Source organism: Halorubrum shenae, assembly GCF_051194165.1.
Classification (GTDB): Archaea; Halobacteriota; Halobacteria; order Halobacteriales; family Haloferacaceae; genus Halorubrum.
In genome coordinates this window covers 75,806-94,995 of record NZ_JBLZNI010000008.1, presented here as the reverse complement: position 1 = coordinate 94,995, position 19,190 = coordinate 75,806, and the positions used below count along the sequence as shown (strand labels likewise).

19 protein-coding genes are annotated in these 19,190 nt (G+C 69.5%); 10 read left to right on the top strand and 9 right to left on the bottom strand.

Going from position 1 to position 19,190, the window contains the following annotated elements; translation table 11 throughout:
* Positions 1–89: 89 nt before the first annotated feature.
* A complete protein-coding gene (locus tag ACNS88_RS11240; RefSeq protein WP_435097363.1) occupies positions 90–1,076 on the top strand; it encodes a DNA repair protein RecN in 987 nt (328 codons plus the stop codon).
* Positions 1,073–1,693 carry a DUF8135 domain-containing protein gene (locus ACNS88_RS11235; protein WP_435097360.1) on the top strand — a complete coding sequence of 207 codons (621 nt, stop codon included), beginning with the start codon at positions 1,073–1,075 and terminating at the stop codon, positions 1,691–1,693. The genes ACNS88_RS11240 and ACNS88_RS11235 overlap by 4 nt, the downstream gene beginning before the upstream one ends.
* A gap of 60 nt (positions 1,694–1,753) precedes the next feature.
* On the opposite strand, the gene ACNS88_RS11230 is transcribed toward ACNS88_RS11235, so the two are convergent.
* Positions 1,754–2,866, bottom strand: coding sequence for a pyridoxal-phosphate-dependent aminotransferase family protein (locus ACNS88_RS11230; RefSeq protein WP_435097357.1), 1,113 nt, complete (start codon positions 2,864–2,866; stop codon positions 1,754–1,756).
* 141 nt (positions 2,867–3,007) lie between these two features.
* On the opposite strand from ACNS88_RS11230, the gene ACNS88_RS11225 reads away from it, so the two are divergent.
* The 3 genes from ACNS88_RS11225 (at position 3,008) to ACNS88_RS11215 (ending at position 5,188) form a co-directional block, all read left to right on the top strand.
* A complete protein-coding gene (locus tag ACNS88_RS11225; RefSeq protein WP_435097354.1) occupies positions 3,008–3,625 on the top strand; it encodes a metal-dependent hydrolase in 618 nt (205 codons plus the stop codon).
* 360 nt (positions 3,626–3,985) lie between these two features.
* On the top strand, positions 3,986–4,144 hold the full coding sequence (locus tag ACNS88_RS11220; RefSeq protein WP_435097351.1) for a DUF7512 family protein: 159 nt from the start codon (positions 3,986–3,988) through the stop codon (positions 4,142–4,144).
* Positions 4,145–5,188, top strand: coding sequence for a sulfite exporter TauE/SafE family protein (locus tag ACNS88_RS11215; RefSeq protein ID WP_435097348.1), 1,044 nt, complete (start codon positions 4,145–4,147; stop codon positions 5,186–5,188). It abuts the gene before it with no gap.
* Between the two features lie 28 nt (positions 5,189–5,216).
* Here ACNS88_RS11215 and ACNS88_RS11210 read toward each other — a convergent pair whose 3' ends face one another.
* Entirely contained in the window at positions 5,217–6,014 is a 798-nt protein-coding gene (locus ACNS88_RS11210) for an inositol monophosphatase family protein (RefSeq protein WP_435097345.1), read from the bottom strand.
* Positions 6,015–6,140: 126 nt separating this feature from the next.
* Here ACNS88_RS11210 and ACNS88_RS11205 point away from each other — a divergent pair, with 126 nt between their 5' ends.
* Entirely contained in the window at positions 6,141–6,398 is a 258-nt protein-coding gene (locus tag ACNS88_RS11205; RefSeq protein WP_435097342.1) for a hypothetical protein, read from the top strand.
* A 226-nt stretch (positions 6,399–6,624) separates the two neighbouring features.
* Here the strand turns inward: ACNS88_RS11205 and ACNS88_RS11200 are convergent, their stop codons facing one another.
* The 5 genes from ACNS88_RS11200 to ACNS88_RS11180 form a co-directional block, all read right to left on the bottom strand.
* Positions 6,625–7,869 (bottom strand): MBL fold metallo-hydrolase, encoded by a 1,245-nt coding sequence (locus ACNS88_RS11200; protein WP_435097339.1) that lies wholly within the window; start codon positions 7,867–7,869, stop codon positions 6,625–6,627.
* Between the two features lie 51 nt (positions 7,870–7,920).
* On the bottom strand, positions 7,921–8,541 hold the full coding sequence (locus ACNS88_RS11195; protein WP_435097336.1) for a DUF998 domain-containing protein: 621 nt from the start codon (positions 8,539–8,541) through the stop codon (positions 7,921–7,923).
* A 12-nt stretch (positions 8,542–8,553) separates the two neighbouring features.
* Positions 8,554–9,600: a DNA replication complex subunit Gins51 gene (locus ACNS88_RS11190; RefSeq protein ID WP_435097333.1), complete on the bottom strand. Its 1,047-nt coding sequence runs from the start codon at positions 9,598–9,600 to the stop codon at positions 8,554–8,556.
* Entirely contained in the window at positions 9,597–10,760 is a 1,164-nt protein-coding gene (gene priS, locus ACNS88_RS11185; protein WP_435097330.1) for a DNA primase small subunit PriS, read from the bottom strand. Before priS ends, ACNS88_RS11190 begins: the two co-directional genes overlap by 4 nt.
* Positions 10,761–10,946: 186 nt before the next feature.
* On the bottom strand, positions 10,947–11,360 hold the full coding sequence (locus tag ACNS88_RS11180) for an Lrp/AsnC family transcriptional regulator (protein ID WP_127118450.1): 414 nt from the start codon (positions 11,358–11,360) through the stop codon (positions 10,947–10,949).
* A gap of 96 nt (positions 11,361–11,456) precedes the next feature.
* Here ACNS88_RS11180 and carA point away from each other — a divergent pair, with 96 nt between their 5' ends.
* Complete coding sequence (carA, locus tag ACNS88_RS11175) at positions 11,457–12,518, top strand: glutamine-hydrolyzing carbamoyl-phosphate synthase small subunit (RefSeq protein WP_435097326.1); 1,062 nt, start codon at positions 11,457–11,459, stop codon at positions 12,516–12,518.
* Positions 12,519–12,710: 192 nt separating this feature from the next.
* Positions 12,711–13,616, top strand: coding sequence for a 5'/3'-nucleotidase SurE (surE, locus tag ACNS88_RS11170; RefSeq protein WP_435097323.1), 906 nt, complete (start codon positions 12,711–12,713; stop codon positions 13,614–13,616).
* A 19-nt stretch (positions 13,617–13,635) separates the two neighbouring features.
* On the opposite strand, the gene ACNS88_RS11165 is transcribed toward surE, so the two are convergent.
* Positions 13,636–13,875: a DUF8527 family protein gene (locus tag ACNS88_RS11165; protein WP_496923275.1), complete on the bottom strand. Its 240-nt coding sequence runs from the start codon at positions 13,873–13,875 to the stop codon at positions 13,636–13,638.
* A 339-nt stretch (positions 13,876–14,214) separates the two neighbouring features.
* Between ACNS88_RS11165 and ACNS88_RS11160 the strand changes: the two genes are divergently transcribed.
* Positions 14,215–15,987, top strand: a complete 1,773-nt coding sequence (locus ACNS88_RS11160) for a glutamate--tRNA ligase (protein ID WP_435097320.1) — start codon at positions 14,215–14,217, stop codon at positions 15,985–15,987.
* Positions 15,988–16,068: 81 nt separating this feature from the next.
* Entirely contained in the window at positions 16,069–16,398 is a 330-nt protein-coding gene (locus ACNS88_RS11155; RefSeq protein WP_435097317.1) for a 4Fe-4S dicluster domain-containing protein, read from the top strand.
* A 425-nt stretch (positions 16,399–16,823) separates the two neighbouring features.
* Here ACNS88_RS11155 and tmcA read toward each other — a convergent pair whose 3' ends face one another.
* The gene (gene tmcA, locus ACNS88_RS11150) at positions 16,824–19,106 is read right to left on the bottom strand and encodes a tRNA(Met) cytidine acetyltransferase TmcA (protein WP_435097538.1); all 2,283 of its coding nucleotides are present in this window, start codon (positions 19,104–19,106) and stop codon (positions 16,824–16,826) included.
* Positions 19,107–19,190: the final 84 nt, after the last annotated feature.

Genomic DNA, 19,190 nt, shown 5'->3' with positions numbered 1-19,190 from the left:
AGTCCTTCCCAAGTATCGATCCAGAGAACGACGCGACAGATTACTTATGTCTGCTCCTAAAAGATGGCATAGATGATGGGGGATCCTCGATGAGCGATCTCGATCCGACTGACGGCGGCGACAGCACTGCTGCGGCCGCCGAATCCGATTCCGAGGTCGCGGAGGCCGCCGCCACGGCTGCCGCCGAAGAGGTCGGCGTCAGTCACGAGGCGCTGGTGAAGCGCGCTATCGTCGCGCTCGCGGACGCGGAGGGGATCGACGTCCCGGACGCGGAAGAAGTGGCGGCGATCGAGTCGCGGCTCGACGATCTCGACGCCGAGGTCGACGAGAAGGTTGGAGACCTCCGAGAGCGGTTCGTGGAGCTGTACCGCGAGCTGGAGTCGACGGCCCCCGCCGACCATACCCACGAGGAAACGACGGAACGGCTGGACGCGATCGCGGCCGATCTCGACGCTGTCGCCGACCGCCTCGACGACGTAGAGGCCGAAGCAGCCGCGACGGCGACCGTCGGCGAGGCGGTCGAGGACACGATCGACGCGCTGGACGAGCGGCTCGTCGGCGTCGAGTCACGGACCGACGAGATAGACGAGTTGAAACGCCGCACCGAGGGGCTCGACGACCTCGAATCCCGGGTGAACGAACTCGCGGGGCTTTCCGACCGCGTCGCCGACCTCGACGAAACCGAAGACAAGCTCTCTCGGGTCGCGAGCGCGGTCGTCAGGATCCGCCGGCGGCTGGAGGCGGCCGAGCGTGACCGCGCCGAGCGCGAGCGGCTCGACGCCCTGACCGCTGCCGCGAACCGCGCTGGAGTCCGGAAGGCGAAGTGTACCGACTGCGGCGAGACCGTCGATCTCGGTTTGTTGACGGCGCCGGAGTGCCCCCACTGTGGTCGCGGATTCGAAGAACTAGAGCCGAATCCCGGGTTCCTCGGTACCTCGCGGCTGGTCGTCGGTGACCGGCCGGCGCTCGACGGCGACGTGAGCGGGTCTCCCGCAGACGCAGCTGGGCCAAAAGCGAACGCCGCCGATGGAAGCGGCGTGAGCACCCGCGACGCCGACGGAGGCGGAAGCCCGTGACCGACGAGTCGCTCGACGACTCCGACGCGATCGGCGATCCCTTCGACCAGTTGGACGAGGACGCACCCGAGGAGGACACCCCGACCGAGGGCCCGCTCTTTGGCGAGGCGAGGACGGAGACCGGCGAGAGCGATCCCGACACAACGGACGCCGACGCTGCGTCGGGCTCTCGGTCCGCCGCGAGGACGGACCGATCGGAAGTCGACGACCCATTCGACGAACTCGGCCCGGCGACCGGCGAGGGCGACGCGGCCCTCGATGAGGTGTTCGAGCGGATGGATGTCGGCGACCTTTCTGAGGAGGACGTCTGGAAGTCGATCGACGAGGGCGCCGGCGGCGGACCGGTCGGGGCGTTCGGAAGCACGGTCTCGGAGGCGGACTCGACGGGTTCCGGCCTCGGGGGGCGGCTCGGCGCCGGAGATACGAGCGTCGAGCGCGTGATCTCGAAGCGGACGTACTGCCAGCAGTGCCCGCACTTTTCTGCGCCGCCGGAAGTCGCCTGCGGCCACGAGGGGACGACCATCCTCGAGGCGGTCGGATTCGACGAGTTCCGGGTCCGAAACTGTCCGATGGTCGACGCCGACGACCCGACGCTCGACGCGGCCCGCGAGGAGTGACCGCTACGCGCTGACGAAGCGCGTGGGCAGCCGGAAGCCCGCCGCCGGCGCATCCACTACTTATACCACGTCCGCGAGCGCGTCCATCGCCTCGTCCACCTGTTCGATCCGCGCAGTATGCCCCATATGCCCGATCCGCAGGACGTCGTCGGCCAGCCACGCCAACCCGGTCGCGACGAGCACGTCGTGTTCCTCGCGGAGCCGGCGCTGCAACTCCCCGGCTCGCCCTGGAACCTTGAAGGCGGTCACCGTCGGCGAGCTACGCTCGGGATCCGGGTACGGCTCGAGCCCGAGTTCCGCGCCGCGCTCGCGACACCGCGCTGCGGCGGCCCGGTGTCGGTCCCGAACCGCGTCGAGTCCCTCGTCGAGCCACAGCCCGAGGGCCTCGTCGAGCGCGACGACCTCGGTCGTGAGGTGGGTGTACGGGAACCCCTCGTCGGTGTCGCGCCACGGGAGGAAGTTCGTGTACAGCGAGTGCGGGTCTCGCTCCTCCATCGCCGCCCACGCGCGGTCGCTGATCGCGGCGGTAGTGAGCCCCGGCGGCGCGCTGAAACACTTCTGAGAGGCCCCCAGACACACGTCGATCCGATCGGTCGGCACGTGGACGCCTCCGAGCGAGGAGACGGCGTCGACGACGGTGACGATCTCCCCGTCCGCCGTCTCTAGGAGGTCGAGCGCGGGCCCGAGGTCGTTGAGCGTCCCCGTGGGCGTCTCGCAGTGGACCATCGTCGCGACCTCGAACTCGTGGTCGTCGTCCGCGAGCAGCGACTCGAACTCCGCGAGCGGGAGGGCGTCGTCGTAGTCGGCCGAGACCAGCGTCGCCTCGCCGCCGTAGTCCGCGACGAAGTCGGCGAAGCCGTCGCCGTAGAGGCCGTTCGAGAGGCACAGCACCTCGGTCCCGGGCTCGACCAGCGAGGCGATCGCGGCCTCGAGTCCGAGGATTCCCTCGCCACCGGGGACGACAATGTCGCGCGTCGCCGTCGCGGCGGCGTCTCGGGCGTCGCCGTCCGGGGCGCCTCCAAGCGGATCCACGCCGTAGACCGTCGCCAGCCGATCGGTCAGCCGGTCGTAGATCCGGTGGAACTCGGGATCCACGTCGGGGTTTATCAGCTCGCGGCTCATCGCGTCGCGGACCTGGGCGGGGACCGCGGTGGGTCCCGGCGTCATGAGCATACGCCGTCACCGAACTCCATCGGCATAAGGGCGCCGTCGTGACCGCTGATTCCGTCGTCGACGCCCGTATGAGCCTCCTGTCAACACTCCTCACCATCTGCCGACACGTTAATAGGGATCTGTCGCTTCAGTTAGGCCATAATGATGCTTCCGACCCACGTGCTCGGCGGGATGCTGCTCGCCGTGCCGTTGATACGTGTGGCCCCGGAACTGGCGCCGATCGGCTTCGTCGCCGGGTTCCTCGGGGGGCTCTTCCCGGACCTGGACATGTACGTCGGCCATCGGAGAACCCTCCACTACCCCGTGTACTACAGCCTGTTCGCGGCGCTCGCGCTCTTCGCGGCTCTCGTAGCGCCGTCGACGGTGACCGTCGCCGCTGCCCTGTTCCTCCTCGGCGCGGCGGTCCACAGCGTCGCCGATATGTACGGCGGCGGGCTGGAGCTGCGGCCGTGGGAGGGGAACTCCGACCGCGCCGTGTACAACCACTATCACGGGACGTGGATCGCCCCGCGGCAGCTCGTCCGATACGACGGCGCGGTCGAGGACCTCGCGCTGTCGATCGGACTGTCGCTTCCCCTCTTGTACCTGCTCGAGGGCCCGCTTCGGCAGATCGTGCTCGGCACGCTCGTCGTCGCCGCCGTGTACACGGTGACTCGGCGCCATCTCGCGGAGCTCGCGGCCCGGATCATCCCCTACGCCCCGGACTCACTGTCGCCGTTTCTCCCGGACCGGTACCAGGACGACAACCTGAAACAGTAGCTGCGACGACGCCACGATCTCGCGATAATCGTTTTGTCTACACACACAACTGCATCCCCTCTGGCAAGCGGTGACTATCGACGCTCGACCGCTCCGCTCGAAGGCGGTTCGCGGATGTAGTACGTTCTCACTAATCATACTACGCCATACCACGATTTGGTAGATAGTAACGAGGTCGGACCGCGAAACGTCATAACCACGGTATACGTTACGGATGGTGCCGCGTTCATCATGCGGATATAGTATTGTACAATAGGCCCAAAACCATTATATCCTACCGACTGCTAGGAACTGGTATATGACCGAAATCCGATTGCGCGAGTCACCGAGCGCGAGCCGGTCGATCACGGAGGAGGCCCGATGACCGGAACGGAGCTGTTGCCCGGTAGCTCACCCACGGTGGCGGCCCTCGTCGTGCTCGGAGTGGTCGTCCTCGAAGCCCTGCTGTTGTACGCTGGGTACGGAATCCTCGAAGACCGGCTCGGTCCGGTTGTGTTCAAACGGATCGCCCGGCGATAGATGCTCGATTTACTCGGTTTGACCCCCGGCCTCTTCGCCCTCTTCGTCGTCTTCGGCTTCATGGTCGGCGTGTTCTTCGGCTTCTTCGGCATGGGCGGGTCGTTCCTCGTGACTCCCGCGCTGCTCATCCTCGGGTATCCGGCCCCGGTCGCGATCGGGAGTTCGATGGCGTTCGTGTTCGGGACTGCCGTGATCGCGACGATGAAACACCACGACTCGGGCGAGGTGGACTACCGGCTCGGGGCGCTGATGTTCGTCGGGATCGCCCTCGGGATCGAAGCGGGCAGCCGGCTCGTGTTCGGCCTAGAGATGCTCGGCATCGCGGAGGCGGTCGTCGGGGTCGCGTACGTCATTGTGCTCGCCGCCATCGGCCTCCTCTTCACGCGGAGCGCGTTGAACGACGACGAGGCCGACGAGGCCGGCGACGACGAGGACGATGCCAGCGGCGAACGCGGAGGGGCAAACGACGACGATGTCCCCGCGATCGCCCAGACCATCCAGTCGTACAACATCCCCCCGATGATGACGCTGGCGGACGGACAGACGGCCTCGTTGTGGACCATCTCCGGTGTCAGCGCCGGTGTCGGGGTGATCTCCGGGTTCCTCGGCGTCGGCGGCGGGTTCGTCCGAATGCCCGCGATCTACTACGTGATCGGCACCTCGCTCGCGGCGGCGGTCGGGACGAGTTTGTTCACCGGCCTGCTCTCCGGGGGCGTCGGCGCGTTCACCTACGGGCGCGCCGGCGTGATCGATCTGGGGATCGTCACCGCGCTGCTGCTCGGGAGCGCACTCGGCGCCCGGATCGGGTCCGGGGCGACCGCGTACGTGGACGAGGACGACGTGACCATCTACTTCGGGCTCATGCTCCTCGCTGCGAGCGTCGCCGTCGCGCTCGGCGAGGCCGCCGCGTGGCTCTCGATGCCGGTCCTCGATCAGGTGAGCTTCGTCCTGCTCGTCGGCTCCGCGCTGTTCGTCTGCGCGACCATCCTCTACCACGGCGCGCTCGCGGTGCGACGCGAGCGCGGCCCGTCCGCGTCGCCGTAACGTCCCGGTCCTGCCGCCCGAGCCGGCCTCAGTCGAGCCCGTCGATCGCGCGCGCCGTTTCGAGCACCTCGTCGTGAAGGTCCCCGTTTGAGACGACGAGCCCGGTCGAGTTGTGTCGCCAGCGATTCCCGTCCAAGTCCGTCGCTTTCCCGCCCGCCTGTCGGACCATGAACACGCCGGCGACGGAGTCCCACGGGTTCGCCTGCAGGTTCGAGACGGTCCCCTCTAGCCCGCCAGCGGCGACAGTCGGTAACACGATCTGTGCGGCGCCGAGGCGGCGCATATCGCCGAACCGCCGGACGATCGCCTCGCAGGCGGCGGCGTACTCGTCGCGGGCGTCGAACGCCCACCACAGCGTCGGGTCGACCGTGGCCCGCCGCGGGTCCGACACGTCGCTGACGGACAGCCGCTCCCCGTTCCGGTACGCGCCGTCCGCTTCGGCGGTGTACACGTCTCCCAACGCGGGCGCGACGGTGGCCGCGGCGACCGGCTCGCCGTCGACGACCGCCGCGACCGCGGTCCCCCACACGCGGATGTCTCGGACGTAGTTGTTGGTGCCGTCGATCGGGTCGATCACCCATGCAGCGCCCTCGTCGGGGACTGTCTTGCGCTCGTCCTCCTCCTCGCCTACGACCGCGTCGTCCGGGAACGTCTCGCGGATCGCCTCGATCACGGTGCGCTGGGCCGCGCGGTCCGCCTCCGTCACCACGTCGTCCTCGCCTTTGGTCTCGACGTCGATATCGCTCCGGAACCGCTCGTTCGCGACCTGCGCGCCGGCTCGCGCCGCGCGCTCGGCGACGGCGGCGCGCTCGTCTGTGTCAGCCATGGCCACGCTCCGACCGCCGGACGCGTATAAACGTCGATCCCGCGAGCGTCACCGATGGACTCTCGAACAATTAACTCAATTCCGAATCCGAGTACATTTAAGTAGGCATAGGACAGATGGTGGTGTATGGAACCAGAGGAAGCGGTCCGCCAGCTCGAATACGCCATCGACGCCTCGCTCGACGAGACCGGACAGCGCACGGCCGCCGGCTACCGCCCGACCTTCGAGCGCGTCGCCGATCGCGCCGACGGGTCGGCCGTCTTCGCGCTCGCTTCTGACCTCGCCGACGAGGTCGTCTCCGGAGACTGCCCCAGCCCCGCGGAGGCGAACGCGACCGCCGACCGCGTACTCGGCGACCGGGCGTACACCGATGGCGGCGCGTAGGTCGGCTCTCACCGGTTCGACGGACGCTGTCGACGCGCTTTCCTTTTAAGATCGGCCGCGCTCTCAGCGGTCGATCTGTCGCACCTCAGCTCCCTGTCGTTGACTGCGAAGTCGGTAGCGACCCGCAACATCGATGACCCGATTCTGATCCGCTAGCCGACGACCGACACCGTCGACGACGACCGACACCGTCGATCCCGCGTGCGACGCGGTCGGCTGCTGAGACCTACAGCTCGATCCGCTCTCCCAGTTCGGGCGCGCTCGCCGCGAACCCGTCCCCGCGGAGGTCCTCGGCGAACGCCGCACAGCGATCGCCGTGGTTCACGAGGACCCGCGCCCCCCGATACGACTCCAAGAACGACTCCAACCCCTCGCGGTCGGCGTGCGCGGAGAAGTCGAACGACTCGACCCGCGCGCTCACGGGACGCACCGTCCCGTTGATCGCCAGCCGCCCGTGGTCCTGTAGCTCCCGGCCGGGGGTTCCCTCGACCTGATACCCCGTCAGCGTCACCGTGTTCGTCGGATTGCCACGGACCTTCGGGAGGTACGAGTGGACCGGCCCGCCCGCGAGCATCCCCGAGGTGGTGATGATCAGCTCGTTGTCGTCGGCGATCCGCTCGCGCTGGCCGTCGCGACCGGTGACGAAGCGCGCGGCGCCCTTCGCCCGGCGGAGGGCCTCCGGATCGCGCAGGAACTCGGGGTGCCGGCGAACGATCCGCGTCACCTCGGTCCCCATCCCGTCGACGTAGGGGGTCAGGCCGTTGGCGTCGGCGACGAGTATGAGCTCCTGCGTGCGCCCGATCGCGAACGCGGGCGCGACGACGGTGCCGCCCTCCCAGATCGTCGTCTGCACGCGCTCTGCCCAGCGGTCCTCGACGGCGCGCCGGTCCTCGTGGGTCACGTCGGCGTACGTCGACTCGCAGATCACGACGTCGGCGTCGGGCCGATCGGTCGTTCCCGACACCAGTCGCTGGTCGTCGGTGTGGAAGTCGCCGGTGTAGAGGAGGCGGGTGTTACCATCGTCCACGAGCACGTGCGCAGACCCCGGGATGTGGCCGGCGTTGAACAACGTCACCTCGTAGGTGGTCCCGCCCGCCTCGACGACGAACGGCTCCCCGTAGGCGTGTCGCGCCTCGACCTCGCCGAGCCGCGCGACGTGCTCCTCCGAGAAGGGGCAGAGGGGGCTGTTGCCGTGGAGCTTCAGGGTGTCGCGCGCCAGCGTCCGCGCGAGCGCCGCGGTCGGTGGCGTCCAGTGGATCGCGGGCCGGCGATCTCCTTTTAAAAGGGCCGGCACTGCGCCGACGTGGTCGAGGTGGCCGTGCGAGACCACGACCGCGTCGGGCTCGGGGTCGCGGAGGGGGTACTGCGGGGGGTCCGCGGTCAGCAGCCCGTAGTCGATCAGCAGCGCGTCGTCGACGAGGACCGCGCTCCGACCCACCTCTCGGGCGCCGCCGAGGAACTCGACCTCCATGCGAGAACCGTACTCGCCCACGGCGGTAGTGCTCGTCGGTCCCGGAATCGGTTACGCGCCGTCGGCGCCGTCGCGGCGCGGCGCGCCCGAGTCAAGAACCGGGCCGAGGACCGGTGAGGGACCGAGGACCCACACCCACGCCGCGAGCATGAGCGCGCCCGGCAGCTCCGGGAGCGCGAGCCCGGACACCGGCCACCAGCCCGCGGCGAACGTCGCCCAGACGGCGACGTGGACGGGGACGAACGCGAGGGCGACGCGCCCGCTCGTCGTCCCGCGCCGCGCGAGGCCGTCGACTGCGAACGTGACCGTGACGAGGATATAAAAACCGAGCGCGGCCGGGGCGTGGAGCGGCTCCGTGAGATCGAAGACCCCGACGCCGGCCATCGCGACCATTGCGAGCGCCAAGACCGCTGTGCGCGTCGCGCCCGCAATCCCGCGCTCAGTTGGCGACTGCCAGAGGCCGAGCGCGTAGCCGACGCCCGCGACGCCGCCGAGGATGAGTCCCCAGTTGAACACGAGAGCGCTTCGGTCGCGGACTCCCAGGTCGGAGAGCGCGTCGCTCGTCCACGAGAACGTCGGATCGAGGAGGATCGCGACCGCGATCCCACCGAGCGCGAGCAGCGTCGCCGCGGCGCCGAGGGCACGAGGGACGGTGGCGTCGTCGGGAGACATCGGAGCCTCGTCTCAGTCCAGCCGCTTTGCAGCGTCTCGCTGGACCAGCGGCTCCGCGTTCTCGGCGGGCAGGGTCACGACGTCTTCGCTCGCGAGGTCGTACTCTCGCTCGTCGATTCCGAAGATCGACCCCACGTCGCGGGTGATCCTGACCGTGGTGCGGTCGGTGTCGTCGGCGTCGGTTGCGCCTGCGGCGGCCGCTGCGTCTGCGGTGTCGCCGGTCGCGCCGTCGTCGCTCGCAGCCGGGCCGACGCCGTCGCTCCCCTCCGTGCCCGGTGCTCCCGGCGGGGCGGGCTCCGGCGGGACCAGAGTCGGACCGTCGCCTGCTGTCGCGTCGCCGTCCGAGGTCGGACCGTCGGCCGTCCGTGAACCGCCGTCGGTGGTGACGTCGGTCGCGGCGTCGAGGGCGTCGGCCACTTCCTCGTCCGAACCGCCCATGGCGCCCGCGAGCGCGTCGCCGCTCCCTTCGGTTTCCGCGGTGTTCGCGGTCCCGTCGTCTCTGCCCGGCGGTATTTCCGCCGGAGGCTCGGGATCCGGCGCGGGCGGGGCCGGGTTCGTGGTCGCACTCTCGTCCGTCTCCCTGATCGCGTCCGCCTCGTCTCCCGCCGTCGCCGTCTCCTCGTGTGGCGCCGCGTCGTCCGTCGACACTGCGGCGGCCGACGACGGCGGCTCCTCGCCGGCGAGCACGTTGAGTACGCGCGACTTGTTCTCGCTGATTCGGTCGACGAGGTCGTCGAAGAGCTGTCGTTCCTCCGTGGTCATGCCGTCGGCGTCGACCGACATGTCCGCCGCCGCGAACGACGCGAGCTTGACGACCTTGCCGACGCGACGCTCGTATAACGCCTCCGCGACCTCCTCGGCGGTCTCGACTTCGTCCGACATCCGTCGCACGTCGTCGTCGGAGAACGGCTTGTCGACCTGCTCGGCGCGCCGATCGCGGGCCGCGCGCAGGTCGGAGACGTAGGCGGCCACGTCGTCGTAAAAGGAGTCCCGCAGGTGCTGGAGGCTGTCCTTGCGGCGTTCCTTCGCTTGGGCCGATCTGAGCTCGTCGAGTTTCATCGTTCGGGGGCTTTCCGCGCCTCGCCGCGGGCCATCAAGAAGACCCCCGCGAACTCGGGCACGGTGTTTCTACCGGGTTCAACTCTAACGCGCTCGCCGTTTAATTCTACCGTCCGATCGACGTCGGTCTCGATCCGAATCTCTCTGCCGACGAACCGGTCCGGCACCGCGTCCCGGAGCGGGTCGAAGTCCTCCAACTCGTCGCGGTCGAGCGGCGTGACGACGAGCCCGGAGCCGCCGTGAAGCGTCCTCGGAAGCCGGATGAGCCGACGCGTATCGGTGGTGACCGGCTCGTCGATCGGCGCGGTGTCGGTCGCGGTCACGCGCGCGGCGAGCGCGGAGACGAGCCGGCGGACGCCGGGCCCGCCGGCCTCCACGTTGCCCTCGCGGACCGCGGTGGGGTTACGCTCGAAGGCGCCGAGGATCGTCTCCGCGCGCCCCTCGCCGATCCCCTCGAGCTCCATCAGCCGCTCGCGGGCCGCGTCCTCGTCCATGTCGCGGAGGTCGTCGGCGTACTCGATCAGGGCCTCGTGAACGCGCGCGCCCCACCCGCCCTCGGTGCGGAGGACGCGCTTGGTCGTGCCGCGGTCGGAGACCGTCCGGATCAGCCCCTCGGTGTCGAGGTCGATCGCGCGGACGTAGTCGACGACCTCGCGGCGGGCCTCGCTGTCCAGCTCGCGGACGCTCTCGTCGCGGACGTGGACGTGGTAGCCGCGACCGCCGGAGAAGACGACCGTGAGGTCGTCGAACGAGAAGTCGTTTTCGAGGAAGTCGAGGAGCCGGAGGAGCGCCCCCTTGCACTCGGCGAGCATGTCGGCGTAGGCGGTCTCGTCCGGGTCCACCCCGGGGAGGTGGTCGGCGTCGAGGTCGAAGACCAGATCGGCGGAGCGCCAGTCCTTTCCCGCCATCGTCGACGCGCCGGGGTCGTCGTAGCGGGCGGCCGAGAAGTACGCGTGCCGGGGCGCGTTATCCGCGAAGAACGTGTCGACGTCGCCCAGATCGTACAGCGACTGGTGGCGAAGCATCGTCGTGCCAGATCCCGGAGTCCACGGGATGTGGCCCCACTCGCGGAGGTTCGCGTCCGGCGGGAGCGCCGGTGAGGCCCGGCGGTAGTAGTCGCCGAACCGCCCCTTGAGGTACTCGCGCGTCCGGTCGTCCATCGTCTCATCTGATACCGGCGGTCGACGTATCAACGTATCGTTCCGGGCGAGCGCGGATCGGGCGGGGGATGACAAACTCCCCCAAATCGAAATATAACTCAGGCGGTGGCGCGTGCCTGCTCGCGGCCTGTCGACCGCTCGCTGGCGCACGCCACCGCGTGTTCAGTTATAAGTAGCCGTCGCCGCCTACCCCAGCCGCTCGTCGAGAATGAGCCGCGTCTTCGTCGATTTGACCTCGTCCATCTCCCTCGCTTGGGAGATGAGCTCGTTGACCGCGCGCGTGTCGACGGCGTCGACGACGAGCACCACGTCGTCCTCGCCGGACACCTGCCAGACGAAATCCACCTCCTCCCAGTCGACCATGCGCTCGCCGACGGCGGCGGTATCGACGTTCATCTCCACCGAGATCTCGATCATCGCCTTCACGTTGCCGGTGCGGGTCGTGACGGTGAACCGCTCGATGACCCCCTCCTCGGTCATGCGGTCGACGCGATTGCGAACCGTCCCCTCCGAGGTGCCGACCCGGTCCGCGATCTCCGTGTACGGAGTTCGCGCGTCCCGTCGCAGTATCGAGAGGATTCGGCGATCGAGGTCGTCCATATCCGTCCGTCTCGCCCCGGCGACTTACTCGTTACGAATATCGTAACGTAACTACGAACGACGCATTTATTACCCACTGCGCGTACGTATCTCGTAATGTCGGACGCCTATATCGCGCTGGCTGACGGACGTGTGCTCGAAGCGCGCGCTCGTGCGCCGGGGCGCACCCGTGGCGAACTGGTGTTCACGACCGCGTACACAGGCTACGAGGAGTCGCTCACCGACCCCTCCTACGCCGAACAAATTCTCACCTTCTCGTACCCGCTGATCGGGAACTACGGCGTCCGAAGCGAACGGTTCGAGTCGGACTCGGTCCAGCCGCGCGCGGCGATCGCCCGCGAACTGACCGACGACGTTGCCGAGTGGCTCGCCGGCGAGGACGTGCCCGCCGTCGACCACGTCGACACCCGCGAGATCGTCACCACGGTCCGCGAGGAGGGCGCGATGGCCTGCGGGATCGCCGCCGGCCCGGACGCGACCCCCGAGGACGCGGTCGCGGAGATGGAGGCCTGCAAGCCGATGAGCGACCACGTCGACATCGGCGCGCAGGTGTCCGTGTCGGAGCCGGCCGTCTACGAGGGCGACGGCGTCGCCGACGTGGCCCTGATCGACTGCGGCGCGAAGGGCTCGATCATCTCCTCGCTCACCGAGCGCGGCGCGGACGTCCACGTCCTCCCGTACGACGCGACCCCCGAGGACGTGGCCGACGTGGACCCCGACGTGCTGTTCGTCTCGAACGGACCGGGCGACCCGGAGAACTTCGTCGCGGCCCAGGAAGTCGTTGACGCCTTCGCGGGCGACCTACCGATGGCCGGCATCTGTCTCGGCCAGCAGGTGATCACGAGCGCGCTCGGCGGCTCGACCGAGAAGATGGCGTTCGGTCACCGCGGCGTCAACCAGCCCGTCCGGGACCTCCGGAGCGAGAAGGTCGTGATGACGACGCAGAACCACGGCTACACGGTCGCGGATACTGGACCGCTGGAGGTGACGCAGGTGAACGTCAACGACGACACCGTCGAGGGGCTCGACAGCGAGGAGCTCGACGTCATCACCCGTCAGTACCACCCGGAGGCGAACCCCGGCCCGCACGACTCGCTCAGCTTCTTCGACGAGGTGCTGGAGCTGGCGAACCCCACGCGTCACGTCGCGGCCGACTGACCCCGCCTTCGATCCGGCGCGCGTTCCCGCGTCTCGCGTCCTCTCGCTGACCACCGAGTACCACCCAGCCGGCGTCCGCGGTTCCGTTTCCCGTTTTGCGCTCATCCGTCGGTCCTCGTTCTGCGCTTACCGGCCTGTCCCCGTTTACCCGCGACCGGCGACGTTTTCCCCCGTCCCCTCCCAGTATTGGCCATGACGACGGAGATCCTCCTCACCAACGACGACGGCATCGACGCCGTCGGGATCCGGGCGCTGGCCGACGCGCTCTCTCGCGACTACGACGTGACGGTGGTCGCGCCGGCGAGCAACCAGTCCGGCGTCGGCGGCGCGCGCTCGTGGTGGGACACGACGGTGGAGTACACCGAGACCGACGCCGGCTACGCGGTCGAGGGGACGCCCGCCGACTGCGTCGCCGTCGCAGACGTGGCGCTCGGGCTCGACCCCGACGCCGTCGTCTCCGGCTGTAACCACGGGCCGAACATCGGCGCCCACATCCTCGGGCAGTCCGGCACGGTCGGCGCCGCGATGGAGGCGTCGTTCCTCGGCACGCCGGCGATCGCGGTGTCGCTGTACGACCGCGGCAACCTCCCGGTGCCACCGACGCTCGACAACGGCGACTTCGCGGTCGCCGCGGAGGTCGTCGCCGACCTGCTCGACCGCGCGGAACGCGATGTCGACGCCGACGCCGCCCTCGCTCTCCCGTTCGGCGCCGACGTGCTGAACGTCAACGTCCCCGCCGCCGACGACGAGGCGGCCGACGACCCGACCTACCGGCTGACCGAACCCGCGCGCGGCTTCGACGTGATCGAGTTCCACCCGGGCGAGGCGGAGCCCGAAAACGAAAACGTGCCCGAAGGCTGGGAGTTCAGCGAGCGGCGCGGAGAGATGGGGATGGAACTCCGCGACCGGTTCTGGCGGGAGTTCCTCCGCGGCGACGTCGCCGACGATCCCGGGTCCGACCGGCTCGCGGCCATCGAGGGTGAGGTGAGCATCTCGCCGCTGTCGTCGTCACGGTCGACCGCGGGCGACCGCGCTGGCGAGGTCGTGGCGGGACCGGGTGCGCCCCGATCGGCGGCCTCGCGGATCGAGCAGGACTAAGAGCCAAAAATACCCCGCCTCAGCGCCGCCGACCCGGCCGACGCGAACTCCCGGCGAACTCCTTGCCTAACCGCCCGAGGTACCACACGACGACCAGCCCGAGCGCGACGCCGCCGCCGAGGGCCGCGAGCAGTTCGACGGGCGAGGGGCCGAACTGGAGCGCGATGAGCGGCGGCGACACCGCCACGATAAGGAGGATAACGGCTTTTATACGTCGGTTGCCGGCGTCGCGCTCCGCCTCCGTCATCGGTCCTACCACGCCGACCCCTCCGCGGTCCGCGCTCGGGCCTCGATCGCTCTCGTGTTCATGCGTCATCCACGGCTCGCCCCGATATCAACCCGGCGGAGGCGGGCGGACGGCGACGCGAATAAATGCGAATCCGTTCACGTAGCCCGTCGAGTCCTGATAAGTACACCGACCGTTCACGCGGGTAGCGGGCACCTACCGGCGTGAACGGTCTCGACGGTTTAACTCGGTCCGGACTCGTGAGTTCGATACCCCTGCCCGCGGCCCCCCGTTGCGATCCGGTTTTGTCCGAGTCACCTCTTCGACCGCCGTTCCGCGGCGTTTTTGAGCCGACCCCGACAAGCGTCGTGCATGGACGACGAACTCCGCGAGCGCGTCGAGGCGGCCGGCGAGGCCGCCGCGCTGTTCAACGCGCTCAAACACGGCAACGACCCGGACGTGGGTGCCATCATGGGCCCGCTCATGGGCGAGAACCCCGAGTTCCGACCGCACGGCGACGAGATCCCCGGCGTCGTCGCGCCGGTCGTGAACCGAATCGCCGGTATGGACGAGGCTGAGCGCCGAGAACGGCTCGGCGAGCTCGCGCCCGACAGGCTCGCGGAGCTCGAGGCCGACGACGAGGAAGACGAACACGTCCTTCCCGACCTCCCGAACGCCGAGGAGGGCGAGGTCGTGATGCGCGCCGCGCCGAACCCCAACGGCCCGTGGCACGTCGGTCACGCCCGGATGCCCGCCGTGATCGGGACGTACAAGGAACGGTACGACGGCGCGTTCATCTGCCGGTTCGACGACACTGATCCGGAGACGAAGCGGCCCGACCTCGACGCGTACGACGCGATCTTGGAGGACATCGAGTATCTCGGCTTCGAGCCCGACCGCGTGATCCGGGCCTCCGACCGGGTGGAGACCTACTACGACCACGCCCGCGACCTGATCGACGCCGGCGGTGCCTACACTTGCTCGTGTTCCGGCGAGGAGTTCTCCGCGCTTAAAAACGACGCCGAGGCGTGTCCCCACCGCGACAAGGATACTGAGACGGTTCACGAGGAGTTCTCGGCGATGGTCGACGGCGAGCACTCGGCCGGCGAGATGGTGCTCCGCGTGCGGACCGACATCGAGCACAAGAACCCCGCGCTGCGCGACTGGGTCGCGTTCCGGATGATCGACACCCCGCACCCGCGCGAGGAGGCCGCCGACTACCGCTGTTGGCCCATGCTTGACTTCCAGTCGGGCGTCGACGATCACCTCACGGGCGTCACGCACATCATCCGCGGGATCGACCTCCAGGACTCCGCGAAGCGCCAGCGGTTCGTCTACGATTACTTCGACTGGGAGTACCCCGAGGTGCTCCACTGGGGCCACGTGCAGGTCGACGAGTACGACGTGACACTCTCCACCTCGACGATCAAAGCCCTCATCGAGGACGGCGAGCTGACCGGCTGGGACGACCCGCGCGCCCCGACGATCCAGTCCATGCGCCGCCGCGGGATCCAGGGGCAGGCGCTGGTCGACTCGATGACGGACCTGGGGATGTCCACCTCCGACGTCGATCTCGCGATGTCGTCGGTGTATGCGAACAACCGCGACCTGGTCGACGACGAGGCGAACCGGTACTTCCTCGTGCGCGACCGCGACGACGACCCCGCCGTTGAGCTTTCGATCGTCGACGGCGACGCCCCCGCGCCCGAGGCTGGCCACCCGCCGCTTCACCCCGATCACGCCGACCGCGGCGACCGCGAGGTGCCCGCCGGGCGGATCGTCGTCGAGTCCTCCGACCTCCCGAGCGAGGGCGAGCGCGTCTGGCTCAAGGGGTACGGCTGCGTTCGGTACGCGGGCGACGAACTGACCTTCGTCGACGCCGACATCGACGTGGTCCGCGACGGCGACGTGGACGTAATCCACTGGGTGCCGGCTGAGGAGGGGCTCGACACGCTCCTTCGGACCGTCTCCGGCGACGTTCGCGGGATCGCCGAGCCCGCGCTCGCCGAGATGGCTCCCGACACCGTCGTCCAGTTCGTTCGCGTCGGATTCGCTCGGATCGACGCGTTCGACCCCGAGGCGACCGACGAGCCCGACGGGCCGACCGGGGAGGAGGACCTGCTCGCGTACTACGCGCACCCGTAGGCGGCTTCGGGCGGCTGGTCCGGGCGTTCCGTGACTCCCTGCCGCGGGGGTTAAATAGCGAGCCCCGGAACTACGGCCAAGATGGCTATCGACTCGAACTTCGAACAGAACCGGGAGCAAGTCGGCGAGGAGGACGGCGTCGCCGTCTGGGGACCCGTCGAGCCGCCGGAGAAGCAGGGGATCCGCGGCACGCACGTCGCGGTGGACTTCGACATCTGTCTCGCCGACGGCGCCTGCCTGGAGGACTGCCCGGTCGACGTGTTCGCGTGGGTCGACACCCCCGGTCACCCCGAGTCGGAGCGGAAGGCGAACCCCGCCGACGAGGACCAGTGTATCGACTGTATGTTGTGTGTGGACGTCTGCCCCGTCGACGCGATCGATGTCGACCCCGGCCGCGAGAACCGCTTATAAACGGTCGAGGGCGTCGTACTCGCCTCCGAAGCCACCGCAGACCACTTATACGTCCTTGATCGCGGATCGACGGAAAACCCGCCAAAGTCCCATCGCTCGGCAATACGTCGTTGCTGTCGGCGGTGCGGTGACGGCCGCCAAAGCCCCAGTCGCGAGGGCGGCGTACGCTCGCTGCGCTCCTCACTCGATCGCTCACTTCGTTCGCTCTCTCGTTGCGGTGCTTCCGTCGCCTACGCCGCCCTCGCGACTGCCCCTTTGAGCCCCGCCCCGCACAGCTACCGCACAGCACCTCACGCCTCCCCAGCCTCGCGGTTCGCGCTCTCCGAGCGCTCACCGCTCCCTCGCGCGTGCGATTCGCAGCCTGACGGCTGCTCATCGACACGCGCCACCGCACAGCTGTTTATAAGTAACCGCGTAGACGTCTCTCAGTCGTTTATAAACCGCTCCCGCTCCGCGAGCGCGAAGTCGGTCCCGTACCGCTCGACTAAGGGCTTGTACGCGTCGCCGAGCGCGCGCATACAGGCGGCCGTCGACACGTACCCGAGTTCGGCGGCGACCGACTCCCACGGCTGGCCCTGCAAGACCTTCCGGACGAGGAGGCGTTCCTCCCGGCCGTCGAGGGCTATTTCGTCCGTCTCGTTGCCTTCGTCACCCTCGATCAGCGCCGCGAGGGCGAGGTCGCGAAACGCGCCGGGCGCGCTGTCGTACATCCCGGGGCCGAACGACGCGCCGACGACGGAGCACCACTCGGTCTCTGTCAGGTCGATGGGCATCGACGCCGGACAGGCGCGGAGCGCGCCGACGACCACGTCGGGGTCCACGTCGCGGTGGGCGTCCGAGAGCCCGTCGCGCTCGCGGTCGCGGAACGCGGCAGCGTTGCGGTCGAGGAGCGATCTCCCGGAGTCGCTCGCGGGCCGAAGCATGATCGCCGAGTGCTCGCCGGAGGCGTCGTTGCGAGAGGCGGAGAGGTGAACCGTCCGGTAGCCCGCCCGCCGCCAGAAGCGGAGCAGTCGCGGGGTCGCGCCGTAGCCGACCGAGAAGTAATCGATATCGCGACCGAACTCCTCGTGTACCTCGTCGAGCAGCCGGGAGCCGAACCCCTCGCCTCTGAGCGCGTGGTGGGTCGCGATCCGGACCGTTCGCAGCCCCCGCGGCTCGGCCGCGCCCTCGTCGCGGAGCTGGCTCGTGAGCACGTCCGGCACCATGTTGCCGCGGACGCGCTCGCCCTCGTACATCCGCCGGCGGGTCTCGGCGTCGAGCCCGCCCTCCCGCGCGAGCAGCGCGACCGCGACAATCCGCTCCTTGGCAACGAGCGCCCGCGCGACGAGGTTCGGGGCGTCGAGCAGCCGCGCGAGGTCGTTCGGCTCCGTGCGGTAGTGCGCGGCGACGAGCAGCCCGAACGCCTCCCTGAGTAGGGCCTCGTCCGCGAGCAGGTCGTCGGGGGTGAGCCGTCGGTACGTCGCCTCCTCGACCGCCGAGCCCGCGACCGCCTCGTCGACCGCCGGGCGGGCGTCCAACAGGAGCGCGCGCGACGCCCACGCCTCCACCGGGTCGTTCCGGGCGTACCGGATCGGCTCGTCGAGCCGCACGTCTCGGACCGTGAACGGGCTCGCATGCAGACGTTCTTTAAACCGGATCGAGAACCCGCGTCCGGCGCCCTCGTAGCCGTGGACCGTCGTGCAGAACGCGACCGCCGGCGCGTCGAGGAACCGTTCGAGCAGCCGCACCGGAAGCGCGGCCGCCTCGTCGACGATCACGACGTCAGGGTCGTCGGGGAGGTCGGCGGCCTCAGCGGGCGCGAGGAAGCGAACCCGCCCCCCGCTCGGCGCGTCGAGCCGGCGGGCGTCGCTCTCGGGGTCGCTCTCGCTCTCGCCGATCAGCTCGCTCGCTCGCGCGAACACCTCCGCCGCGTTGCGGAAGGCCGGAGCCGTGACGAGCACGTCGTGCCCGGCGAGCGCGAGCGCGCCCGCCGCGATCCCCGCCGCGCTCGACTTCCCGCGCCCGCGGTCCGCCTCGGCGACGACCGCGTCGCCCGGCGTTGCGAGCGACTCGAACGCGTTCACGGCCCGGACCTGATCGCCCGTGAGACAGGCGTCGTAGACCGCCGCCGGGAACGTTGCGTTCGGCGGGGCGGTCGGTGCGGAGGCCGGTGCGGAGGCCCGTTCCGCGGCCGCATCGCTCTCTGGACCGGTGAGCCCGTCGCGTTCGATCGCGTCGTCCTCCGGCCCGCCCGCCCCCAGCGAGACGATCGCGATCCCCGGATGCGACCGAAGCGTCCCGACGAAGCGATCGCGGAAGCGGCCGGTCACGTCGTCGATCTCGGACGGCGGGACAGCGAGCGAGTCGTCGAACCGGTCGCGGATCGCGGGCCACGCGTCGAGGTCGGGCGTCAAGAGGACGAGGAGGCCGCCGCCGTCGACCGCGCCGACGCTCCGACCGAGCGCGTTCGGGACGAACTGCTCGTGGCAGTCGAGGACGACGACCTCGCGGGTGCGGCCGAGCAGCTCGTCGGCGCTTCGCGGGCGATGCTCCTCGAACCGGAACCCCTCGCGCGTGGAGACGATAGCCGTCGACGTGGGCTCGACCGCCTCGATCGCGCTGTAGGCCGCGTCGAATCCGCGGTCGCGGTCGCCGGCGAACACGAGCACGCGCCGCTCGTTCGCCGCTTCGGCCTCCCGCTTCGCGTCCCGCGCCAGCGCCGCGATCATCGTTCGCTCGTCGTTGCCGGGGGGCGGGGATGTGTCTTGCCCTCCGGAAGCGCCGACTCCCTCCCGGTCGCTCGTCCTCCGCAT